Below are 18,752 nucleotides of genomic sequence, written 5' to 3'. Positions count from 1 at the left end.
CACCCTTCTATTCGAATAGTTGCATGATTGCCTGCGCGTCCGCATTGGCGATCTGCAATGCTTGAACTGCAAGCTGCTGCTGCGCCTGCAACGCCTTCAACCGTGTGGAGGCTTCCTCCATGTCGGCATCAACGAGCCCGCCGATGCCTGCGCTAATCGTGCCGTGCAGTTCTTTGTTGAAGGCTTGCTGCATTTGAATGCGCTTGCTGAAGGCGCCGAGCGTGGCGGCGGCGTCCGTGACCTTGACCAGCATACCCTCGATGCCAGCGAGATAATTGTCGATGTCGGCGCCAGCTGTCTCGATGTCGATATCGACTAGATTGAAGTCAGGTGGATTGCCGATGTTGTCGCGCACGTTGAGGATCTGGAACTGCGACCGGCTGCCCGCAGTCGGAAACATTGCAGGGTCGATTTCCAATGTCACAGCTATGCCCGCGCCGGTGGCGCTGACGCCGGTTCCAGCAAGGGCGTGATTGAGCACGGCGGCGAAGTCGGCGCCGGCATTGACGAGACCGTCGCTGGTCCCGAGCACACTGTCGACCACGGTGCGATCGATGGTGATCGTCTGGGGTGGATTGCCGGGTGTGACAAGTTCGAAAGCTATAACCACCTCACCATGCATTCGAAACGAGGGCGATCCCGAAAACCCGATCTTAGCATAGCCATTGTCGACGTCCGTTACCGGCGCATTTTCCAAACCGCCGGCCACGCCACCCGGCAGGCTGGAGGCTAAATTTGTGATCGTTATGCTGGCGTCATCCGAGCCTGTGCCTTCGAGTGAAAAAAAGGCGATGCGATCGGGAAGCTCCGTCCCGACATTGGCTTTGCCGGACAGACCGGCATTGACCATCGCCTGGTTGAGAATATTGACCATGGCCGCCCTGGTGGGGATCACGCCATCCGTCGTCCCAAGGCGGCTGTCCACCAAAGCCTTGTTGATCGTCACGGCGTAGGTAGCCCCGGCGGAATGCGGGCCGGCATCGACGGTGATGTCGAAGCTGATGCTGTCCGTGGGCGAAAGCGTGACGGGACCCGCGAAGGCGTAAGATTCGCGCGCGCGAGCACCATAGGCCGTGGTGCCACTCATCGTGGTTAGCCCAGCGATATTGCCGACGCTGCGACCATCCGCCTGCAGCGCCCCTCCCCCATCACGGTTCAATAGGCTGACATTCGCGATATCCAGGCTTAACGTTTCCAATTGCAAGGCACCCGAGCCCGAACGTGTAAGTGCTGCCGGAATATCGACGCGCACAGACCTGGCGAAGGCGAGATTGGCGATATCGGTATTCACCCAGTTGACGCCACTGAAGCTGGCGGAGGTGGCAAGGCCAACGGCTTGCTGCTTCAGTTGATCCAGTTCCGCTTGGATCTTCCCGCGATCGACACCGCCTTCTTTGGCAGCGACGAGTTTTGCCTTGATCTCATCCAGCACGTTTATCGTCGCCTCAAGACCTGAGTAAGCAACCTCGGCTTGCGCAGCACCGAGACCGAGCGCGTCGACGACAGCTACGATCGCCCTATCGTCGGAGCGCATCGTGGTCGAAATCGACCAATAGGCCGCATTGTCTTTGGCAGTTTCGACACGGAGGCCGGAACTGATTTGGTCCTGCGCCGTGGCCAGACCGACATTAAGGGTGCGCAGGGTTTGCAGCGCGGTAGCCGCGCCGGCATTGGAGTGGATGCTGTTCATTCACAAAATCGCTTCTAACTATCGTCGTTCTCAAAACATGGTTCTGAAACCTCCGCAGGATTGGGATGGGCGTTCTACGCAATACACTCTGCCTTGCCCGCATATCCTGCGGTTCGGCGACGGCATCATGCCGACTTACTTTCTTGGCCACCGAAGCGGCTCGATAGGCATTCCGGCTATTGCCGCAGCCCAAGGCAAACCTCTGCCGCCATCAAAGCGCGATAGAGGTAGAAGCCGTAAGGGTTGAAGCTGATTTCTTCTGTACCGGGTTGAACGTTGTTGGCGATCAATGTTGCCTGCAGCATCTGCATTTGCAGGCCAGATGCAAACTGAGCGGTTCCCTTGATCGAGGCGTTCATTTCGACCTCCCTGCACCAGCGCTCGGTAGGCTGGTAGTTGCCCACGACGTAGGATTTGAAGACCTTGACTTCCGCACCGATATTCATCGGGCAAACGACACTGCCTTCAGGGCACGCGAAGTCGGGGAACTTCTGCTCAGCAAACCGTGATTCGGACACCATACGCTCAACGTCGATCATCGGCCGGGTGGTCGAAATCGTCGGATTGATCTTCAACGGGGCCAGTACCGTACCGATGCTATAAGCTATCGGAACGGTCGCACTGTCAGGATGATTAATCGAAGGCTGGGTATTGGTTTGGGCAACGCTGGTGGTGTTTCCCTCCACCATTTGTCGCGTCGGCGGTTCGCTGTCCGAGTTGCTCGACGGCAAAGCCTCTTTGGCCGCAACTCTACGGAAATCAGTTACTGAAGGCGGAGAGCCGTCTGACCTGAACTGCAGCAAGTACGCGGCGTTGTCGGCGTCAATACCCTGACAGCTGATTGTCGCCGACCCCTTATAGGGGTTGCCATAGACACAATTTCCGACAACCGCTGCCGGGTCTGGCGGCACACCCTCAATACCGAGATTGAAGGTCACCTTGTCGAGACTCTGCGTTTGAGTATGGGCGTCCGGCTTGACGCCCTCCATTCCACTGAAGGTCGCCGCAGTACCTTCCCCGCCTATAGCAATCGTGAACCCGGCACGCCCACTTGCGTAAGTCACCTGTACAATACGGCCATCGCAATGTTCGGAGAAGCTTTTGCCGACCACTACGAGTCGCTCGCAGGTACCTGAAAGAATTGCCATCGAGACCACGGCATCTTCATCAAAAACAGGGTCATGTGTTTCGCTTATCGAGGCAGTTCGGGCCAACTCGACCTCAACAAGGGGAGCAGCAGCCTCGTAAAGAGCCATGGTATCTGAGCAGGTTCCCGCGAAATCGGCCTCCATCTCGTCACCTGTCGTTTCGGCGACGGCCTCGCGAATATCAGCGGAGAAGTCTTCTTTAAACGAACCTTCCTCACCGAGACGCCGAGCTTCACTCCACAGACGCTCAGAATCGAGTTTGAATTCACACGTCGTGTTCGCAAAATGCGCCTGCATTAGCACGTGAATGAGGGCCTTCTGGCCAGCGACCGACCTTTCCGCACCGGTCTCAGCACCCTCGAAGTAGAGAGTCTTGAAGCGTTCCTGCAGCAGCTGAGCTCCGTGCCGTAAATCATAGGGCGAAGCTGCATTGACAGGCGTCGCGATGACGACACTTCCGAAGGCGAGCACACGGACAATCCTCAGAACAACCAAACTCCCCCCCAAATCGCCGACTCACTCCACGGTAGTATTAAATCATTAATGTGGGATCAACAGTCCGTCGATTAACAAGCCGCGAATAAGGCCAAGTGCGTGCAATGGATGCACGAACGATCATTGGCTGGAATTTGCGGAAACTCCGAGTCGAACGGGAGTTGTCGCAAGAGCGCTTGGCGCTGGAGGCAAAGATCGACCGTGCGTATGTTGGTCGTGTTGAACGCGGCAAAGAAAACGTGACCGTGGCTACACTCGAAGCGTTAGCAGGCGTTCTCTCTGTGCCGGTTGCTGCGTTGTTCGCGGAACCAGATCCAAGGTCGCGTTATCCCGCTCCGCTGCGTTCAGGTAGAAAGCCAAGATTGTGATCTGTGGGTAGTGATGGCAGTTGGCTAGTGGTCCTGCCGGATGGCAATTCACCTCACCCCGACCGTTCGCCATAACTCGTGGCAAAAGTAGTAAAAGGCCACGGGTGGCCTAGCCTGCCCTACTGGACCAACGCCGGGCAGGAAATCGCAAATCTTTGAAGTATTTCGATTGAACGACATCGTACTCCCCGATAGGTTGCGATAAACCCAGAAAATGGGCGCCGTGACATTGGCCGCACCGGAGAGCTAAGTGGAAAGCTACAGGCTGGCGCCTTGGTGTATCTTGCCAAGGTAAGAGTTGCCGAGCCCGCCTGTTTTGGAGGGCATGTGAACAGTAGAGCTTGGGAGCGGCACTTCTGTGTTTCGACGAAAAAGGATTCCATCGATCTGAACCGCAACATCCGGTCCGCGCCAAACAACACGTTTTGCGACAAAACTGCTAGCACCTATGTTCGAGGAGCTGGGGTCTCATCTCAGTTCTTGGAGTCTGACGCCCGGTCCGGCTGCGTTCGATTGCTGATCGGATCGTTGGCCGTAAGGATACCTAGATCTGTATCCTGTGGCGTTGCGCTGCACCCACTAACCGCTGCCAACTTTGCCATCCCTCGCGTATCTTTTACCGCAATACGACGACGTGATCAAAGCAAACTACAAGTGTCTTTCCCAAACCACACTGGTACTGGATCGTGACGACAGGCCATCGCCGGCAGACGGGAGCATTGAGGATTTTTCATGAAGGCGTTTGAATTTGATCACAATCTTATTGACTCCTACGCGCGCTTCTCGCGATCCTTCAGCACCATTAGAGCTGTGGATCTCAAGAACGTAATTGAACGACAGTATGACGAAGGCCGGTTTTGGCCGGATGCTTTGCTTTCGCTGAACCCAAGATTTCTCTCTGGCCCCACAGTTGACGACCTCGTGGCGTCGGGGGATCTGGACGAAGCCACCGGTAAGATTTTTCGTATTGGGGCAACGCCAATCAGATTTCATTGGCACCAAGCGCAGTCGATCGCCAAGTCAAGTGCAGGTCAAAGCTTTGTCGTCACGACAGGTACCGGTTCAGGGAAATCCATGTGTTTCTTCGTTCCTGTGGTCGATGCCATCGTGCGTGCTCGAAAGGCCGGAGGACCGCGCAAGACACGCGCCATAATTGTCTATCCGATGAACGCCTTGGCAAATAGCCAGATCAAAGAAATCGAGAGGTTTATTTCGCAATCTGGGCTTTCCGAGGATGTGAAGCCGATCGTGCGGCGCTACACGGGTCAAGAAAGCCAGGAAGAGCGTCAGCGAATTGCCGACAATCCACCCGATATTCTGCTCACGAACTTCATGATGGCAGAACTATTACTTACGCGTCAGGACAGCCTTGACACGAAGGTCATTGACAATGCCAGCGGGCTCGAGTTCATCGTGCTTGATGAACTCCATACTTATCGCGGCCGCCAGGGTGCAGACGTTGCAATTCTGGTCCGTCGTCTCCGCAACCGGTGCGCTCCAACCAAAGCTCCGATATGCATCGGCACTTCGGCGACTATGGCCAGCGAAGGATCAGAAACTGGTCGAGCGAAAGCGGTCGCGGACGTTGCATCCCGCTTGTTTGGCGTATCGATTGGCCCGGATGCAGTTATTGATGAGTCTCTTCAGCGCGCGACGGACGACCGACTAGAGCTCGACGATGTGCGACCGAAATTGGAGCAGGTGCTTGTCAGCGACCTTCCCGAAACTCTCACGGATGAGATGTTGCGGAAGCATCCGCTTGCTGTTTGGACAGAGCTTGCGATCGGCCTCGATGATGGCCAAGAGCTCAAGCGCAAAAAGCCCGTCCCTTTCGATGTGGCTGCAGACCTGCTTTCGCGAGATAGCGGGGTCGACTTGGAAACCTGCCGACGCGGTTTCAAACGGTTTTTGACCAAGGTTAGCCTGCCAGAGACGGAGCGCGGCGGCCTAGGTTCAGGCGCTTTTCTTGCGTTCAAGCTGCACCGGTTCATCTCCGGTGCCGGAGAGATTTTCACCACGCTTGCCGGCCGCCCAAGGCGGGTTCTGTTTGAGGGCCAACTTGAAGATCCCGATGCACCCGGCCATCGCCTCTACCCGACTCGGTTCTGCCGAGAATGTGGGCATGAAGTCCACGTCGTCACCAAAACCGAGGATGCTGACGGTCTCCGCTTCCTCCCAAGAAATATCGACGACACACCAATCGCGGACCCGGATGGGGATATTGCGGGCTATCTTACGCCCATCGGTGAAGGAGACCCGGACTACGCCTTCACTGGCGATCCTGAGACCTATCCGGAAGATTGGCGCGAAGAACGAAATGGGATCGAACGGTTGCGTTCCAACCGCAAGGGCCGACTGCCGGAGTTGGTCACGGCGAGCCCGGATGGACGCTTTAGCCCGGACGGTGGCAGTTTTTGGTTTATCCCTGGAAAGTTCGGCTTCTGCCCATGCTGCCTTGACCAGCAGCACCCGAGCATGCGGGAACGCAGCAAGCTCGCAGGTCTTTCAGGCGAAGGCAGAAGCTCGGCAACGACGCATCTCGTTTCGACCGCCCTCGAATGGATGAATGGAGATAGCAGCGGTGTTCCGGCAGAAAAGCGGAAGCTGCTGGGTTTCACGGATAACCGCCAGGACGCCGCCCTTCAGGCAGGGCATTTCAACGACTATTTGTTCGTGAGCCTGCTGCGCGGCGCAATCCTGCGGGCCGTTCTCGACGCTGGCGACTATGGCATGACCGAAGATGAATTCGGTCTGCGCGTAGTGAAGGCTCTCGGCTTTACTGCATCCAACAGAGATGCGCGGATCCACTGGATGTTGGACCCTGAAGCGGGAGCGGTGGTTCGGGAGGATGCTCAACGCTCACTTGCCAAAGTCCTAGCCCACAGGGTCTGGACAGACCTGAGGCGGGGATGGCGCTACACCAACCCCAGTCTGTCGGTTCTCAAGCTTGTAGATGTTGAATTCATCGGGCTGGATGACATATCGGAAGACAGAGAAAGCCTTACTGCAATCCTTCCTGACCTCGGAAGCCTTGATGCCGCAGCCTGCAAGAAATTGCTCAAGGAAATTCTTGGTGCCATGCTCGAAGGCTTGGCCGTCAGCACCGAAGCGCTTGAACTGACCGTCCTCGACACCGTCAGCCAAAAATCCCGGAATCTTTTGCGAACCCCTTGGGCTATCGACCAGAACGAAACGCCAAGAAGCCGCACGACCCTTTTCCTGCAGGCACCCGGAAAGGATCGTGTCGGGCTGCGCGAAGAGCAGACCATTATCCGTGCTGGTCATAACTCTCGCATCGGCCGATTGATCAATCGGAAGAGCATTATCGGCACAAAGCTCAACAAGACCGATTACCTCGCCGTTATGACCGGACTGATGGAACTGATGGCACGCGAAGGGCTGGTATCGCTCGTCGAAATCGAGGCCGATCTTCACGGTTGGCGGCTTTCGCCGTCAGCTGTTCGTCTGATTCCGGGGGAAGCGATACGCAGCAAGACCGCAAGAGGGAACCGTTATTTCCACGACCTCTACAATGCCATCGCGACCGATCTGAAACGAGGCCGAAGCTTATATTGGGGGTTGGAAGGTCGCGAGCATACCGCTCAGGTTTCGCAAAAGCAGCGAGAATGGCGAGAATGGCGTTTCCGCTTTGAGGATGATGACCGCGCGAAGCTCAAGGACAACGTCGCAGAGATCAAGTCATCCGGGGAGTCCGATCAGTTCCTGCCCGCTCTTTTCTGTTCACCGACGATGGAGCTCGGCGTCGACATTTCTGCGTTGAATGCCGTCTATCTGCGCAACGTGCCGCCGACACCGGCCAACTATGCGCAGCGTGCTGGGCGTGCTGGTCGGTCTGGTCAGGCAGCGGTCATCGTCACTTATTGCGCAGCGCAGTCGCCACACGATCAGTATTTCTTCGAGCGCCGCAACGACATGGTGGCTGGGGTTGTAAGGCCGCCAGCACTGGACATCATCAATGAGGAATTGGTTCGCTCTCACTTGCATGCCGTCTGGCTAGCTGAGGCCAAGCTGGCACTTTCGCCGGACATCCCTGAGATCCTAGACCTGAAGCAAGCGAAATACCCGCTCAAACGGGAAATTTTCGACGTAATCACCCGGCCAGGCCTGGTGTCAGTCGCTCGCGCGCCGATGAAGAGGGTGCTGGACCAGATCCTTGCATCAATAGAAGGCAAGAAACCCGTGTGGATGGGCGACGCGAACGACTTCGTTCTCGAGGTCGCGACGCGCGCGCCGCAGGAGTTTGACCGCGCGTTCGATCGCTGGCGCGAACTCTACAATTCGGCTCGGACCCAGCTGATGGAGGCAAACAGCCGTTCCGAGATCACTGGCCTGTCTGGTGCCGACCGGCGCAAGATCAAGGCGGCGCAGATGCAGGCGAGCGATCAGATCGCCATCCTCGAACAGGGCAAGGCCACGAACGGATCGGATTTCTATTCCTATCGCTACCTCGCGACCGAGGGCTTTCTGCCAGGGTACAACTTCCCGAGGCTTCCGCTTTATGCCTTCGTCCCCGGAGAGGGCAAGGCCGGTTCCTTCCTGCAACGAGCCCGGTTCCTGGCAATTTCGGAATTCGGACCGCGCAGCCTGATCTATCATGAAGGCCGGGCCTACAGGGTGATGAAGGCCAAGTTGCCGCCCGAAGTCCGCACAGGGGACGGGTCAGAACTCGCTACCAAGGACATCTTTATATGTTCCAATTGCGGGGCCTGCCATGAAGGCGAGGTCGAGCGTTGCCATGCTTGCGACTCTCCTATGGCGGGCGAAGTCCCCGTTCAGCGTACACTTCGTATCGACAACGTCGAAGCGGCCCCCGCGGACCGGATTACAGCCAATGACGAGGAGCGCGTCCGCCAAGGGTTCGACATTCAAACCGTTTTCTCGTGGCCGAAACGAGATGGACGGCTTCAGGTCACCGAGGCTGATTTCCGTTGCGACGAAACTTCAATCCTTTCCCTGCAATATGCGAACAGCGCCGAAATCAGCCGGATTAACAAGGGACTGAAGCGCCGCAAGAACCAGACCGTCTTCGGCTTCAACATCGACCCGCGCAGTGGTTACTGGGCTAAATCGGAAGACGAGGATCCAGAGGTCGATGTGCCGCCGGATGTTGCGAGACCGGTCCGCATCGTGCCAATTGTGCGCGACCGCAAGAACGCGCTCCTGCTCCGCTTCCGCGAACCCCAAGCCTATGCCCTCGAGACGATCGCGACTGTCCAGCATGCGCTTTTGCGTGGAATCTCGGTCATCTTCCAGCTCGAAGAAGGCGAAATCCTTGGTGAGCCATTGCCTGCCCGCGACAACCGTCGCTCGATTCTCGCGTACGAAGCGACGGAAGGCGGCGCCGGTGTCCTGAGCCGCCTGCTTGAAGACGCCCATGCCCTCGGCAAGGTCGCTAGGGAAGCTCTGTCCCTCATGCACTTCGACAAAGTCGATGAAGCCATCGCGTCGGGAGATGCCGAGGACCTGGTGGATCGGGATGGCGAGGCTTGTGTCCGTGGCTGCTATCGTTGTCTGCTCTCCTATTTCAACCAACCGGACCACGAGCTGATCGACCGTGCCAGTGATGAAGCTAAGCAGATGCTGATCGATCTAGCTCGGGGGGAGGTGGTGCTGGCGACCGCGCCGTCGCGCTCTGGGATTGCCGGGGGATGGGAACCTGCCTTCAAAGATGCTGGGGTGCCAGCCCCAGATAGCACATCCGTCAGCTTTGCTGATCAGGAGATGAGCTTTGTGTGGCGCAACCATTTCATTGCGGCCTGCACCGAGGCCCTGTCCGACGCAGCGCGGGAGATCGCAGATGCCAAAGGCTGGACGCTGTTCGAATTGCCCGAGACTTGCGGCGCCGGCGTGCCCGACGCACTAACTTCGATGTTCAAGGATTGATCTGATGACCGTGAGTTTTGCCCCCGGAGACCTCGTTCGTGCCCGCGGGCGCGAATGGGTGGCCCTGCCTTCCCCGCGCGAGGGCATTCTGGCGCTTCGCCCCCTCTCCGGGAGCGAGAACAATACGGTAATACTCGACCCGGCACTCGAAACGCTCCCTGTCTCAGCCGCCCGTTTCGACCTGCCAGCAGACGCCGCGCCGACTGTCCAGTCAAAGGCCGCGCTCTTGGCAGACGCCATGCGCCTGACCCTTCGGCGCGGAGCAGGCCCTTTCCGATCGGCCGCCCATCTGGCCTTTGAGCCCAGAATCTATCAGCTCGTTCCCCTGCTGATGGCGCTTCGTCTACAGGTGCCCCGCCTTCTGATCGCCGATGATGTAGGGATCGGGAAAACGATCGAGGCGGGCCTGATCCTTCGTGAGCTGATGGACCGGGGCGAAGTCGATAGCTTCTCCGTGCTCTGCCCGCCGCATCTCGTCGAGCAATGGGTCGGCGAACTGACGTCGCGCTTCGGAATTGAAGCCGTCGCCGTGACATCTGGAAGTGCTGCCCAACTTGAACGCGGCCTCCCTCTCGCGCAGACGCTTTTCGATGCCTATCCGTATACCGTGGTCAGCCTCGATTACATCAAGGCCGAGAAACGGCGCGAGGGCTTTGCTCGCGCCTGCCCAGACTTCGTGATCGTTGACGAAGCACATGCGTGCGTTGGCACACACAAGGGCAAGCAGCAACGATTCGAACTGCTCGCTGGACTGGCGCGCAATCCTGAGCGACGCATGATCCTCCTCACCGCGACTCCACATTCCGGGGACGAAGATGCTTTCGGTCGCCTTCTTTCGCTGATCGAGCAATCCTTTGGTGCGATGAATTTTGATGACGCTCGCTATCGCGAACGTCTTGCGCGGCATTTTGTACAACGGCAGCGCATTGACCTGGTTTCCGGGGAGTGGGACGAGCACCGTGCTTTTCCGAAACACGAAACAACCGAAACTCCCTACCGTTTGTCGCAGACACATCTCGATTTCCAGGAGGCTGTGCTTGATTACTGCTTCGGCGTGGTTTTACGGGCTGGCTCTGGCCAGCGGGAACAGCGACTAGCATTCTGGGGCACACTTGCCTTGATGCGCTGTGTCGGATCGTCTCCCGCGGCCGCCCTTAGCGCCCTTCGTAACCGCATGGCCAATGAGAGCGAGCGGCTTGAGCCTCAGATCTATGATGAAGATTCTGATGACGAGGACGCTGTCGATATTGAGCCAGGCATTGGCTTTGACAGTGATCCGGCCCTTTTGGCCCTAGTCAGGCGGGCAGAAGACCTAGTCCACAAGATCGACCCGAAGCTCTCCGCTCTGATTGACACCCTGACGCCGCTGATCAAAAAGGGCGCGAACCCCGTGGTTTTCTGCCGTTACCTCGCTACGGCTGAACATGTCCGCGATGGTCTTCGCAAGGCTTTCCCGAAGCTGGTCATCGAAGCAGTGACAGGCGTCTTGACACCTGATGAGCGCCGCGATCGAGTGGCTGACATGGCCGCGGCCGATGAACAGAAGGAAACCCACCGCATTCTGGTTGCCACCGACTGCTTGTCAGAAGGGATCAACCTCCAGCAGTTGTTTGACACGGTCATTCACTACGACCTGTCTTGGAATCCGACGCGGCATCAGCAGCGGGAGGGCCGGGTCGATCGTTTTGGACAACCGGCCGAGCTGGTCCGCTCGGTCATGATGTTTTCGCCAGACAGTGCCATTGACGGCGCCGTGCTTGATGTGATCCTCCGCAAGGCGGAGGAAATCCGCAAGGCAACCGGCGTAACTGTACCGCTGCCCGATGATCGGGGACCGGTGACAGATGCGCTCATGGCTTCAATGATGCTTCGGAGAGGCGGCACGCGCCAGTTGGCCCTTGATCTGCGCCTTGAGGACGGCACGAAAGCCATGGAAGCGCGCTGGCGTGACGCCTCCGAAAGCGAAAAGAAATCCCGCGCTCGCTTTGCACAGAATGCGATGAAGCCGCAGGAAGTCGCTTCAGAGTGGGAGAAAGTCCGCACCCTGCTGGGCTCGCCCGACGATGCCAAAGTGTTCATTGAACGAGCAATGTCCCGCTTTGGTGTGCCGCTTGAGCCTCGAAAGAACCTCTTGGTTGCCCATGTTCATGCCTTGGAAGCGAGCTTGAAAGATCGCTTGGACCAGCGGAGGCTAACCGGCTCGGTTCGTCTTGCTGTGGTTGAACCGGCACCCTCAGGAACGGCGCTGCTGACCAGAACTCATCCTCTGACGACGACGCTTGCAGAGTCGCTGGTGGAAGCATCACTTGATCCGGAAACGTTGTCCGGCCTGGGTATTGGTCGAGTTGGTGCCTGGCCGACGACAGCCGTCCAGCAGATGACCCGCGTTGCCCTCCTTCGGATCCGGTTCAAGCTGACGGTCCATGCGCGAAAGGAACGCCTGCTTCTCGCCGAGGAGGCTGCCCTTGTCGCTATGCAGGGCAGCAGGATCGTTACGAGTGGCGAAGCGGCCCGTGCGCTCTTGAACACGCCTGCCGACGCCGACCTAGCATCATCGGCGCGCGACCGGTTTATTGCCAAAGCCAAGGAGGACCTGCCCGGCTTGATCGACGGTCCATTGGGTGAATTCCTTAAAACCCGTGCGGAAGAACTCATGCAGGATCATGCCCGCCTGCGTGCTGCTGCCGGATCGGCCTCGCGCGTTACAGTCGAGGCGGTCCTACCGCCCGACGTTATCGGTCTGTTCGTCCTGATTCCGAGTGAGGTCTGATTATGGCACGCAAGCCCGTCATCGATATGTCGGCCTGGCCGTCTCTCAGCCTCGAAGGTAATCTGATCGCGCCAGCCATGGTCGCCGCGGCAGACCGTCGCGAGGCATCAGAGCAAACGGAGGCCCACTACCGCATCCGCAAGGGCCTGACGATCCGAGAGGAAATATCGACTGCCTTCCGCGTCGGCCAGTCCCATTTCGATACCTTCGCCAGGATCGCAAATCCGTCAGCCGAGGCGACGCGCCGCTTCGTCAAAGCCTTCCTGCAGGAGACCTTCGGCTACGACGATCTTGTCCCGGCCGAGGGCACACTTTCCTTCATTGCGGGCGAACGGGTGCCGATTGTGGTCGTCCCCCCTTCAGACGAAAAACTCGACCGGCGCAGCGCGACCCTATCGATCGACCGCACACGCTCTCCCGCCTTTGCTCTCCAGGATTATCTGAACGAGCGTGACGAAACGCTCTGGGGCCTTGTCACCAATGGCACCCTAATCCGATTGATGCGCGACAACGCGTCGCTGACGCGCCCCGCCTATATCGAAGCGGACCTCGTACAAATCTTCACCAACGAGGACGCTGCGTCCTTTGCCGTCCTCTGGCTCCTGATCCATCGCACCCGCTTCGGCGTTATAGGTGCCCCGACAACCGACTGCGCACTGGAACGCTGGCGCGACGCCGGGGCGAAGGAAGGCGAGGTCGCCCGTGATCGCCTGGCCGTTCAGGTCCAGATCGCCCTCAAGGTCTTGGGCTCCGGCTTTCTCGAGGCTAATCCCGACCTCGCAACCAAGCTGAAATCCGGCGATGTCAACCTGACCGAATGGTTCAACGAACTGCTCCGCCTCGTCTACCGCCTGATATTCCTGATGGTGGCCGAGGACCGGAACCTCCTTCACGCGGAGAAAGCCAAGCCCGATGCCCGCAAACTCTACGCCGAAGGTTACAGCCTCGCGGTGCTTCGCGCTCAGTGCTACCGGGCAGCCTCATGGGACAAGCACCACGACCGCTATGAGGGCATCAAGATCGTCTTCCACGCGCTCGCCCATGGGCAAGAAGCCCTTGCGCTTCCGGCCCTTGGCGGCCTGTTCTCCGAAGACAAGCTGCCCCATCTCGAAACCGCCCGCCTGCGTAACAAGGCCTTCATGGAGGCGCTCTACCGCCTCTCCTGGCTGACCGACAAGACCGGAATGGTCCCGGTCAATTGGCGGGCGATGGAAACTGAAGAACTGGGTTCGGTGTATGAATCCCTCCTCGAGCTTCAGCCCCAGTTGGGCGATGACGGCAAGACGCTGCACTTCGCCTCCGAGGCCGCCGAGCAGCGCGGCAATCAGCGCAAGACCACAGGCTCCTACTACACGCCCGACAGCCTGGTTCAAGCGCTTCTCGACACCGCGCTTGACCCCGTGCTCGACAAGACAGAAGCCGAAGCAGACGATCCCGCCAGGGCCCTCCTTAAACTGTCTGTCATCGACCCCGCCTGCGGCTCAGGCCACTTCCTGTTGGCCGCCGCCCGTCGCATCGCCACGCGGCTGGCCCGCATTCGAGCCGATGGTACACCCTCGCTCGCCGATTTCCGCCATGCTCTGCGCGATGTCGCGCGGTCCTGCCTGAACGGGGTAGACCGCAACCCGATGGCGGTGGAACTGACCAAGGTCGCGCTCTGGATCGAAACGGTGGACCCCGGCCTTCCCCTCGGCTTCTTTGATGCGCAGATCCGCTGCGGCGACGCGCTGCTGGGCGTATTCGACCTCAAAGTGCTGCAGGACGGCATCCCCGATGCCGCCTACAAGCCGCTGACTGGCGACGACAAGGACACGACTAGATATTACCTGCAGGCAAATCGCGCCGCGACCGCCGGTCAGGGCGGGTTCGACTTCGGCACCGGCCGGGCCGCCCTGCCTACGATGAGGCCGCTGGCGCTGGATTTCTCAGGCTTCCGTGACTTGCCCGAGGATACGGTCGAGCAGATCGGGGCCAAGGCCGAGCGGTTCAAAGAGCTGCGCAAGGGGCAGACCTTCGTCCGCGCCAAGGCGGCGGCGGACCTCTATGTCGCGGCCTTCCTGCTGCGCAAAGTGGGCGGCGCACCGGCGGGGGCGTCAAGCCGCACGGTGCCGACGACGGAGGAGCTGTGGATGGCCCTTAATCAGGGCAAGGTTCGGCAGGCGATGATTGACGCGCCCAAGGCCGCCCGCCGCGCCCGCGCCTTCCACTGGCCGCTGGAGTTTCCCGATGTGATGCAGCGTGGAGGGTTCGATGTGGTGCTGGGCAACCCGCCGTGGGACACGATGAGCCCTGACTACAAAGAATACTTTGCCGTCCATGACTCCAACATCCGTCACATGTCGCCAGATGAGCAAGAAGAAGCATACGCCAGATTGCTGACCGATCCGGTGATTTCGAAGCGTTGGGAACAGCATTGTGCAGATCTATATGCCGCCGTTCATTTCATAAAATCGAGCGGCCGCTACCGGCTTTTTGCGGAAGGCAACCTCGGCAAGGGGGACTTCAACGTCTACCGGATGTTTGTAGAGACCGCTTTGGCCGCGACCAGGAAGGGGCGGGTTGCAGCGCAATTTGTCCCCGAGGGGATGTACAACGGTGCGAACGCAACCGCGATCCGAAAGGAGCTTTTTTCGGCATTTAGGCTGGATCGGTTGGCTGGCTTCGAGAACACCAAGGGCATCTGGTTCCCTAAGGTGCACACCGCGATGAAATTCTGCGTCTACGTCGCGTGGAAGGGCGGCAAAACCGCCGAGTTCGTCGCATCCTTCCGGGTCAACACCGCCGAAAAACTGCAGGAGTTTAAGTCAGGCAAGGGTTTGCGAATTCCGGTATCTGTTGTTGAAGAGTTCTCACCCGATGCAGTCGCGATTATGGAATTCGCCGCGCAGTCCGAGATCGACATTTGTGCACGCATGTATGCGCTCTATCCAAAGTTCGGTACTGAGATCGACGGCGTACCTTATCGCCACTACATGCGCGAAGTTGACATGGGAACGGACCGGGGTCTGTTCACCGAAGGTGACGAAGGCTTGCCTGTGTTCGAAGGTCGGATGATCGACACTTACGACTATCGGGCCAAGGGTTATGTTTCGGGCCGGGGTCGTTCGGCGGTTTGGGACGACCTTCCTTTCGGTCACCCAACGAAGCAGATTCAGCCGCAATGGCGTATTCTTGAAGACAAAATACCTGACAAGCTTGGATCGCGAACCGACCGTTTCCGCGTGGGCTTCGGAGATGTTGCCAGTCCTACGAACCAAAGGGCGCTGGTGGCGGCGTTGCTACCAAAAGGCAGTGTGAGTGGTCACAAAGTGCCGACCATTGAGTTTAGCCGAGGCAAGCTCCGGGATCTCTTGATTTGGCTCGGCGTGGCCAATTCGCTCGCAATGGACTTCTTGGTTCGCAAAAAGGTGTCGCTCACCATGTCCTACACGATCATGGACAGCCTGCCGTTCCCTCGCGACTACACGCAAACCCCATCATCAACCAAGATCGCCCAACGGGTCTGCTCGCTCTGCGCGGTTGGCCCGGAGATGGAGGAATTCCGGCAAGAGGCAGTCGGGCTGGGCATCTTGGCATCGGTAGATGATGTTATCGAAGACCCGGACCAACGCGCTGTCGTGGCTGCTGAAATTGATGCGCTGGTCGCCCGCGACGTATTCCGGATGAAAAAGGGTGAGATGCTCTATATCCTCGATCCCGACAACATTTTGGGCAAAGGCTGCGGCGTTGAAACATTCAAAGCCCTTCGCAATGCCGATATGCGGGAGTTCAAGGAGTTCCGAACTCAACGATTAATCGAGGAAGCATGGGTCCGTGTGGATGCGGACGAAACGCTCAGGGAGGCGGGTCTTGCGGATGCGCCGATGGCGGAAGCTGCTCCCACTGTGGTCGATCTGCCGCCCCTTGACACGCTACGCAACGGGGCATGGTCCTGGCCGACAAACGTTCAGCCCGGTGATCGTCTCCGTTACGGGGCTCAGTATGCGCTCTGGCTTATGAATCCCGTGGACGATGTTGGTCGCACCCGTTTCCTTATCGCCAGCCTCGCGGAACCAGTGTTGCTTACCCCTTTACTGACTGGCCCCGACCGCACCCAATGGACTAGGCTCATCGGCCCCGAAGCGCAGCCAACAAAAGGCGTAGTCCGGCTACGCCCTGCCATCAATGAAGCATGGCGATCGACATTTGAGGCGCTGCTTTCCTCGGGCCAATTGGCGGAGGCGGTCGACGGAGCCTGGATACGGGGGCCGCATTTCAATTCAGCCGGACTGCACGCTCAGTCCCCCGATGCCCAGCGGGTCGCTTTCGCGATGCGCGCCATTAGCGGCATCGAGCTCGGAACTCTGAATGCCGCTCTCTCGCAGGAGGACAATGTCGTTTGGGCGAGGTTTGGTCGTGCCGGCTGATCTGTTCGCTCCCGTAATGCGTCTGCCCGCCGCACCCCGCGGAAGGAGCGAACCTCGACTTTGGATCCGTCGCTTAGCGATCTTCAGCGATCCGAAGACCATCATCCGCGATGTGCGGCTGAAGCCTGGGCTCAATATTGTCTGGACGCCGGATATGTCGAGTAGCGGCAACCGAGCCTTGGCCCATGGCAGCGGCAAGACAACTTTCTGCCGTTTGCTGCGGGCTTGCCTGGGGGAGCCAGGCTTCGCGACTGAGACTCAGCGCTCGCGTGTGTTCGCCCGAGTTCAAGATGGCTTGATCGCGGCCGAAATTTTTCTCGATGGCGTGTGCTGGGTCGCTGTTCGGCCTTTGGGGTTGCCGGGCGGGGAGTTCGTCGTTCAAGCCGCTTCCATTGAAGACGCCATCGCGCGGGGGCGTCGTGATGGTGATCCAGCATTCATCGATCCCATAGTGGTCGAAGCTTTTTTTCCTATGATCGCGAGAGCGACACCTCCAGAAGTCAGTCGCGAGCAGGTCTGGGATGTTCTTCGTGCCTGGATGACGCGCGATCAGGAGTGTCGCCTTGGAGACATTCTGGCGTGGCGTTCGGTGCAGACGCAGTCACGGTCCCGTGCGCAGGTGCTTGGGGAAACTGCCAAGCTGACGATGGTGCGCCTTGCCCTACGTGCGTTAGATGCAGAAGAGCAGACAGCAGCGCTTCGGGAGCGGGAACTCGTGACCGCAGCCGAAGATGAACGGCGGCGTCAAGCCTATCAGCAACAGCGTTATCTTGATGGGCTGAAAGCGGTAAGAGCAGCACTGGGTGTCAGCGGCGAGGTCGATTTTGATGACACCATCGATCAGAAAGGACTGATTTCGCGGGCAGAGGCAGCATTGGCAGAAGCGATGCGTGCCGATTTGCCGAAACCGCCCGACGTGGGCTCGATCTTCGCTCGCTTAAACGCACTCAACGAAGAACGCCGCGCATTGGAAGCCAGACAGCAGGAGGCATTGAAGGACGGCGACCTCAAGCTGGGAGAGGCAGAGCGCTACCGTTCAGAGGCAAACTACGGCGACTTCGACATCACTCAGGGAGCTGTGAGGGTCTGTCCTGTCTGTAGGGTCACTATTGACGAGACGCTTGCCAAGGGATGCGCCATCTCGCTTGAACGGTGCGACTTGGAAGCACTGAAGGCGGCGATTGCCGACAAGCGCGCCAAAGCAGCGCGACTGGATGCAGAAGCGAAGAGCGCCAGTCAGGAAGCAAGGCGGCTCGAAGCGATGATCCATCAGCTTGGACCCCGGCAACAAGCCCTTGAAAGCGAGGCGAAGAGCGCCGACACAGTCACTCGCGCCGCTCAAGCGGCAGCAAAAAATATTCAGGATCGAATTTATCAGTCAAGGCGCGTACTCGACGACGTGCGTGCCCTCCGCAACACAGAGGCTTTGACGAAGCCGGACTCTTCCGCAACCAGCGCATTGGAAGCTGTACGTGCGCAAATGGATTTAGGACGTGCAAGAGCGAGAGTCGCCATCAGAACATTGGAAGAATGCTATCAGGGGATCATGGCCGGTTGGCTTCCCGAGGGGGTAGAAGGCAGCATCAAGCTGGACGGCAAAGGCCTGAAGGTTGACGCCCAGTTTCTGGGCCGAGGTGAGGTTTCAACGGCTGCTCTCGATTCATTGATGGTTGTTGCTTTTGACTTGGCAGCGCTGCACATGGCCATAGAGGAGAAAGCGGACCTGCCCGCTTTTCTCATCCACGACAGCCCGCGCGAAGCAGACCTAGACGGGCAGTTGTATGCCCGTCTTTTCAGCTTGGTAAGCGAATGGGAACCGAAAGCGGGAACTCCTTGCTTCCAGTACATCGTCACTACCACAAGTGCTCCGCCGCCGGAATTACAGAGCGATTTTCACGTTAGACTACAAATGAGCTCAACGCCTGCGGAAAAGCGGTTATTCAGGATGGATCTTTGACTATGCTTGGAAAT

At 58.6% G+C, this 18,752-nt stretch carries 7 protein-coding genes; 5 read left to right on the top strand and 2 right to left on the bottom strand.

The window, feature by feature from the left end; genetic code table 11:
* Positions 1–7 precede the first annotated feature (7 nt).
* Positions 8–1,690 (bottom strand): flagellin, encoded by a 1,683-nt coding sequence (locus tag BLJAPNOD_RS04225; protein WP_115419001.1) that lies wholly within the window; start codon positions 1,688–1,690, stop codon positions 8–10.
* Positions 1,691–1,866: 176 nt separating this feature from the next.
* A complete protein-coding gene (locus BLJAPNOD_RS04220) occupies positions 1,867–3,309 on the bottom strand; it encodes a hypothetical protein (RefSeq protein WP_115419000.1) in 1,443 nt (480 codons plus the stop codon).
* 128 nt (positions 3,310–3,437) lie between these two features.
* On the opposite strand from BLJAPNOD_RS04220, the gene BLJAPNOD_RS04215 reads away from it, so the two are divergent.
* From BLJAPNOD_RS04215 to BLJAPNOD_RS04195, 5 genes are all read left to right on the top strand, one after another.
* The gene (locus BLJAPNOD_RS04215; RefSeq protein ID WP_115418999.1) at positions 3,438–3,701 is read left to right on the top strand and encodes a helix-turn-helix transcriptional regulator; all 264 of its coding nucleotides are present in this window, start codon (positions 3,438–3,440) and stop codon (positions 3,699–3,701) included.
* Between the two features lie 732 nt (positions 3,702–4,433).
* Positions 4,434–9,605 carry a DEAD/DEAH box helicase gene (locus tag BLJAPNOD_RS04210; RefSeq protein WP_115418998.1) on the top strand — a complete coding sequence of 1,724 codons (5,172 nt, stop codon included), beginning with the start codon at positions 4,434–4,436 and terminating at the stop codon, positions 9,603–9,605.
* 4 nt (positions 9,606–9,609) lie between these two features.
* Positions 9,610–12,375 carry a DEAD/DEAH box helicase gene (locus BLJAPNOD_RS04205; RefSeq protein WP_115418997.1) on the top strand — a complete coding sequence of 922 codons (2,766 nt, stop codon included), beginning with the start codon at positions 9,610–9,612 and terminating at the stop codon, positions 12,373–12,375.
* Positions 12,376–12,377: 2 nt separating this feature from the next.
* A complete protein-coding gene (locus tag BLJAPNOD_RS04200; RefSeq protein WP_115418996.1) occupies positions 12,378–16,781 on the top strand; it encodes an N-6 DNA methylase in 4,404 nt (1,467 codons plus the stop codon).
* The gene (locus tag BLJAPNOD_RS04195) at positions 16,771–18,738 is read left to right on the top strand and encodes a hypothetical protein (RefSeq protein WP_147294518.1); all 1,968 of its coding nucleotides are present in this window, start codon (positions 16,771–16,773) and stop codon (positions 18,736–18,738) included. Before BLJAPNOD_RS04200 ends, BLJAPNOD_RS04195 begins: the two co-directional genes overlap by 11 nt.
* Positions 18,739–18,752 lie beyond the last annotated feature (14 nt).

This window comes from Ensifer sp. M14 (assembly GCF_003355565.1).
Lineage (GTDB): Bacteria > Pseudomonadota > Alphaproteobacteria > Rhizobiales > Rhizobiaceae > Ensifer.
This window is presented reverse-complemented; position numbering and strand designations above follow the sequence as displayed.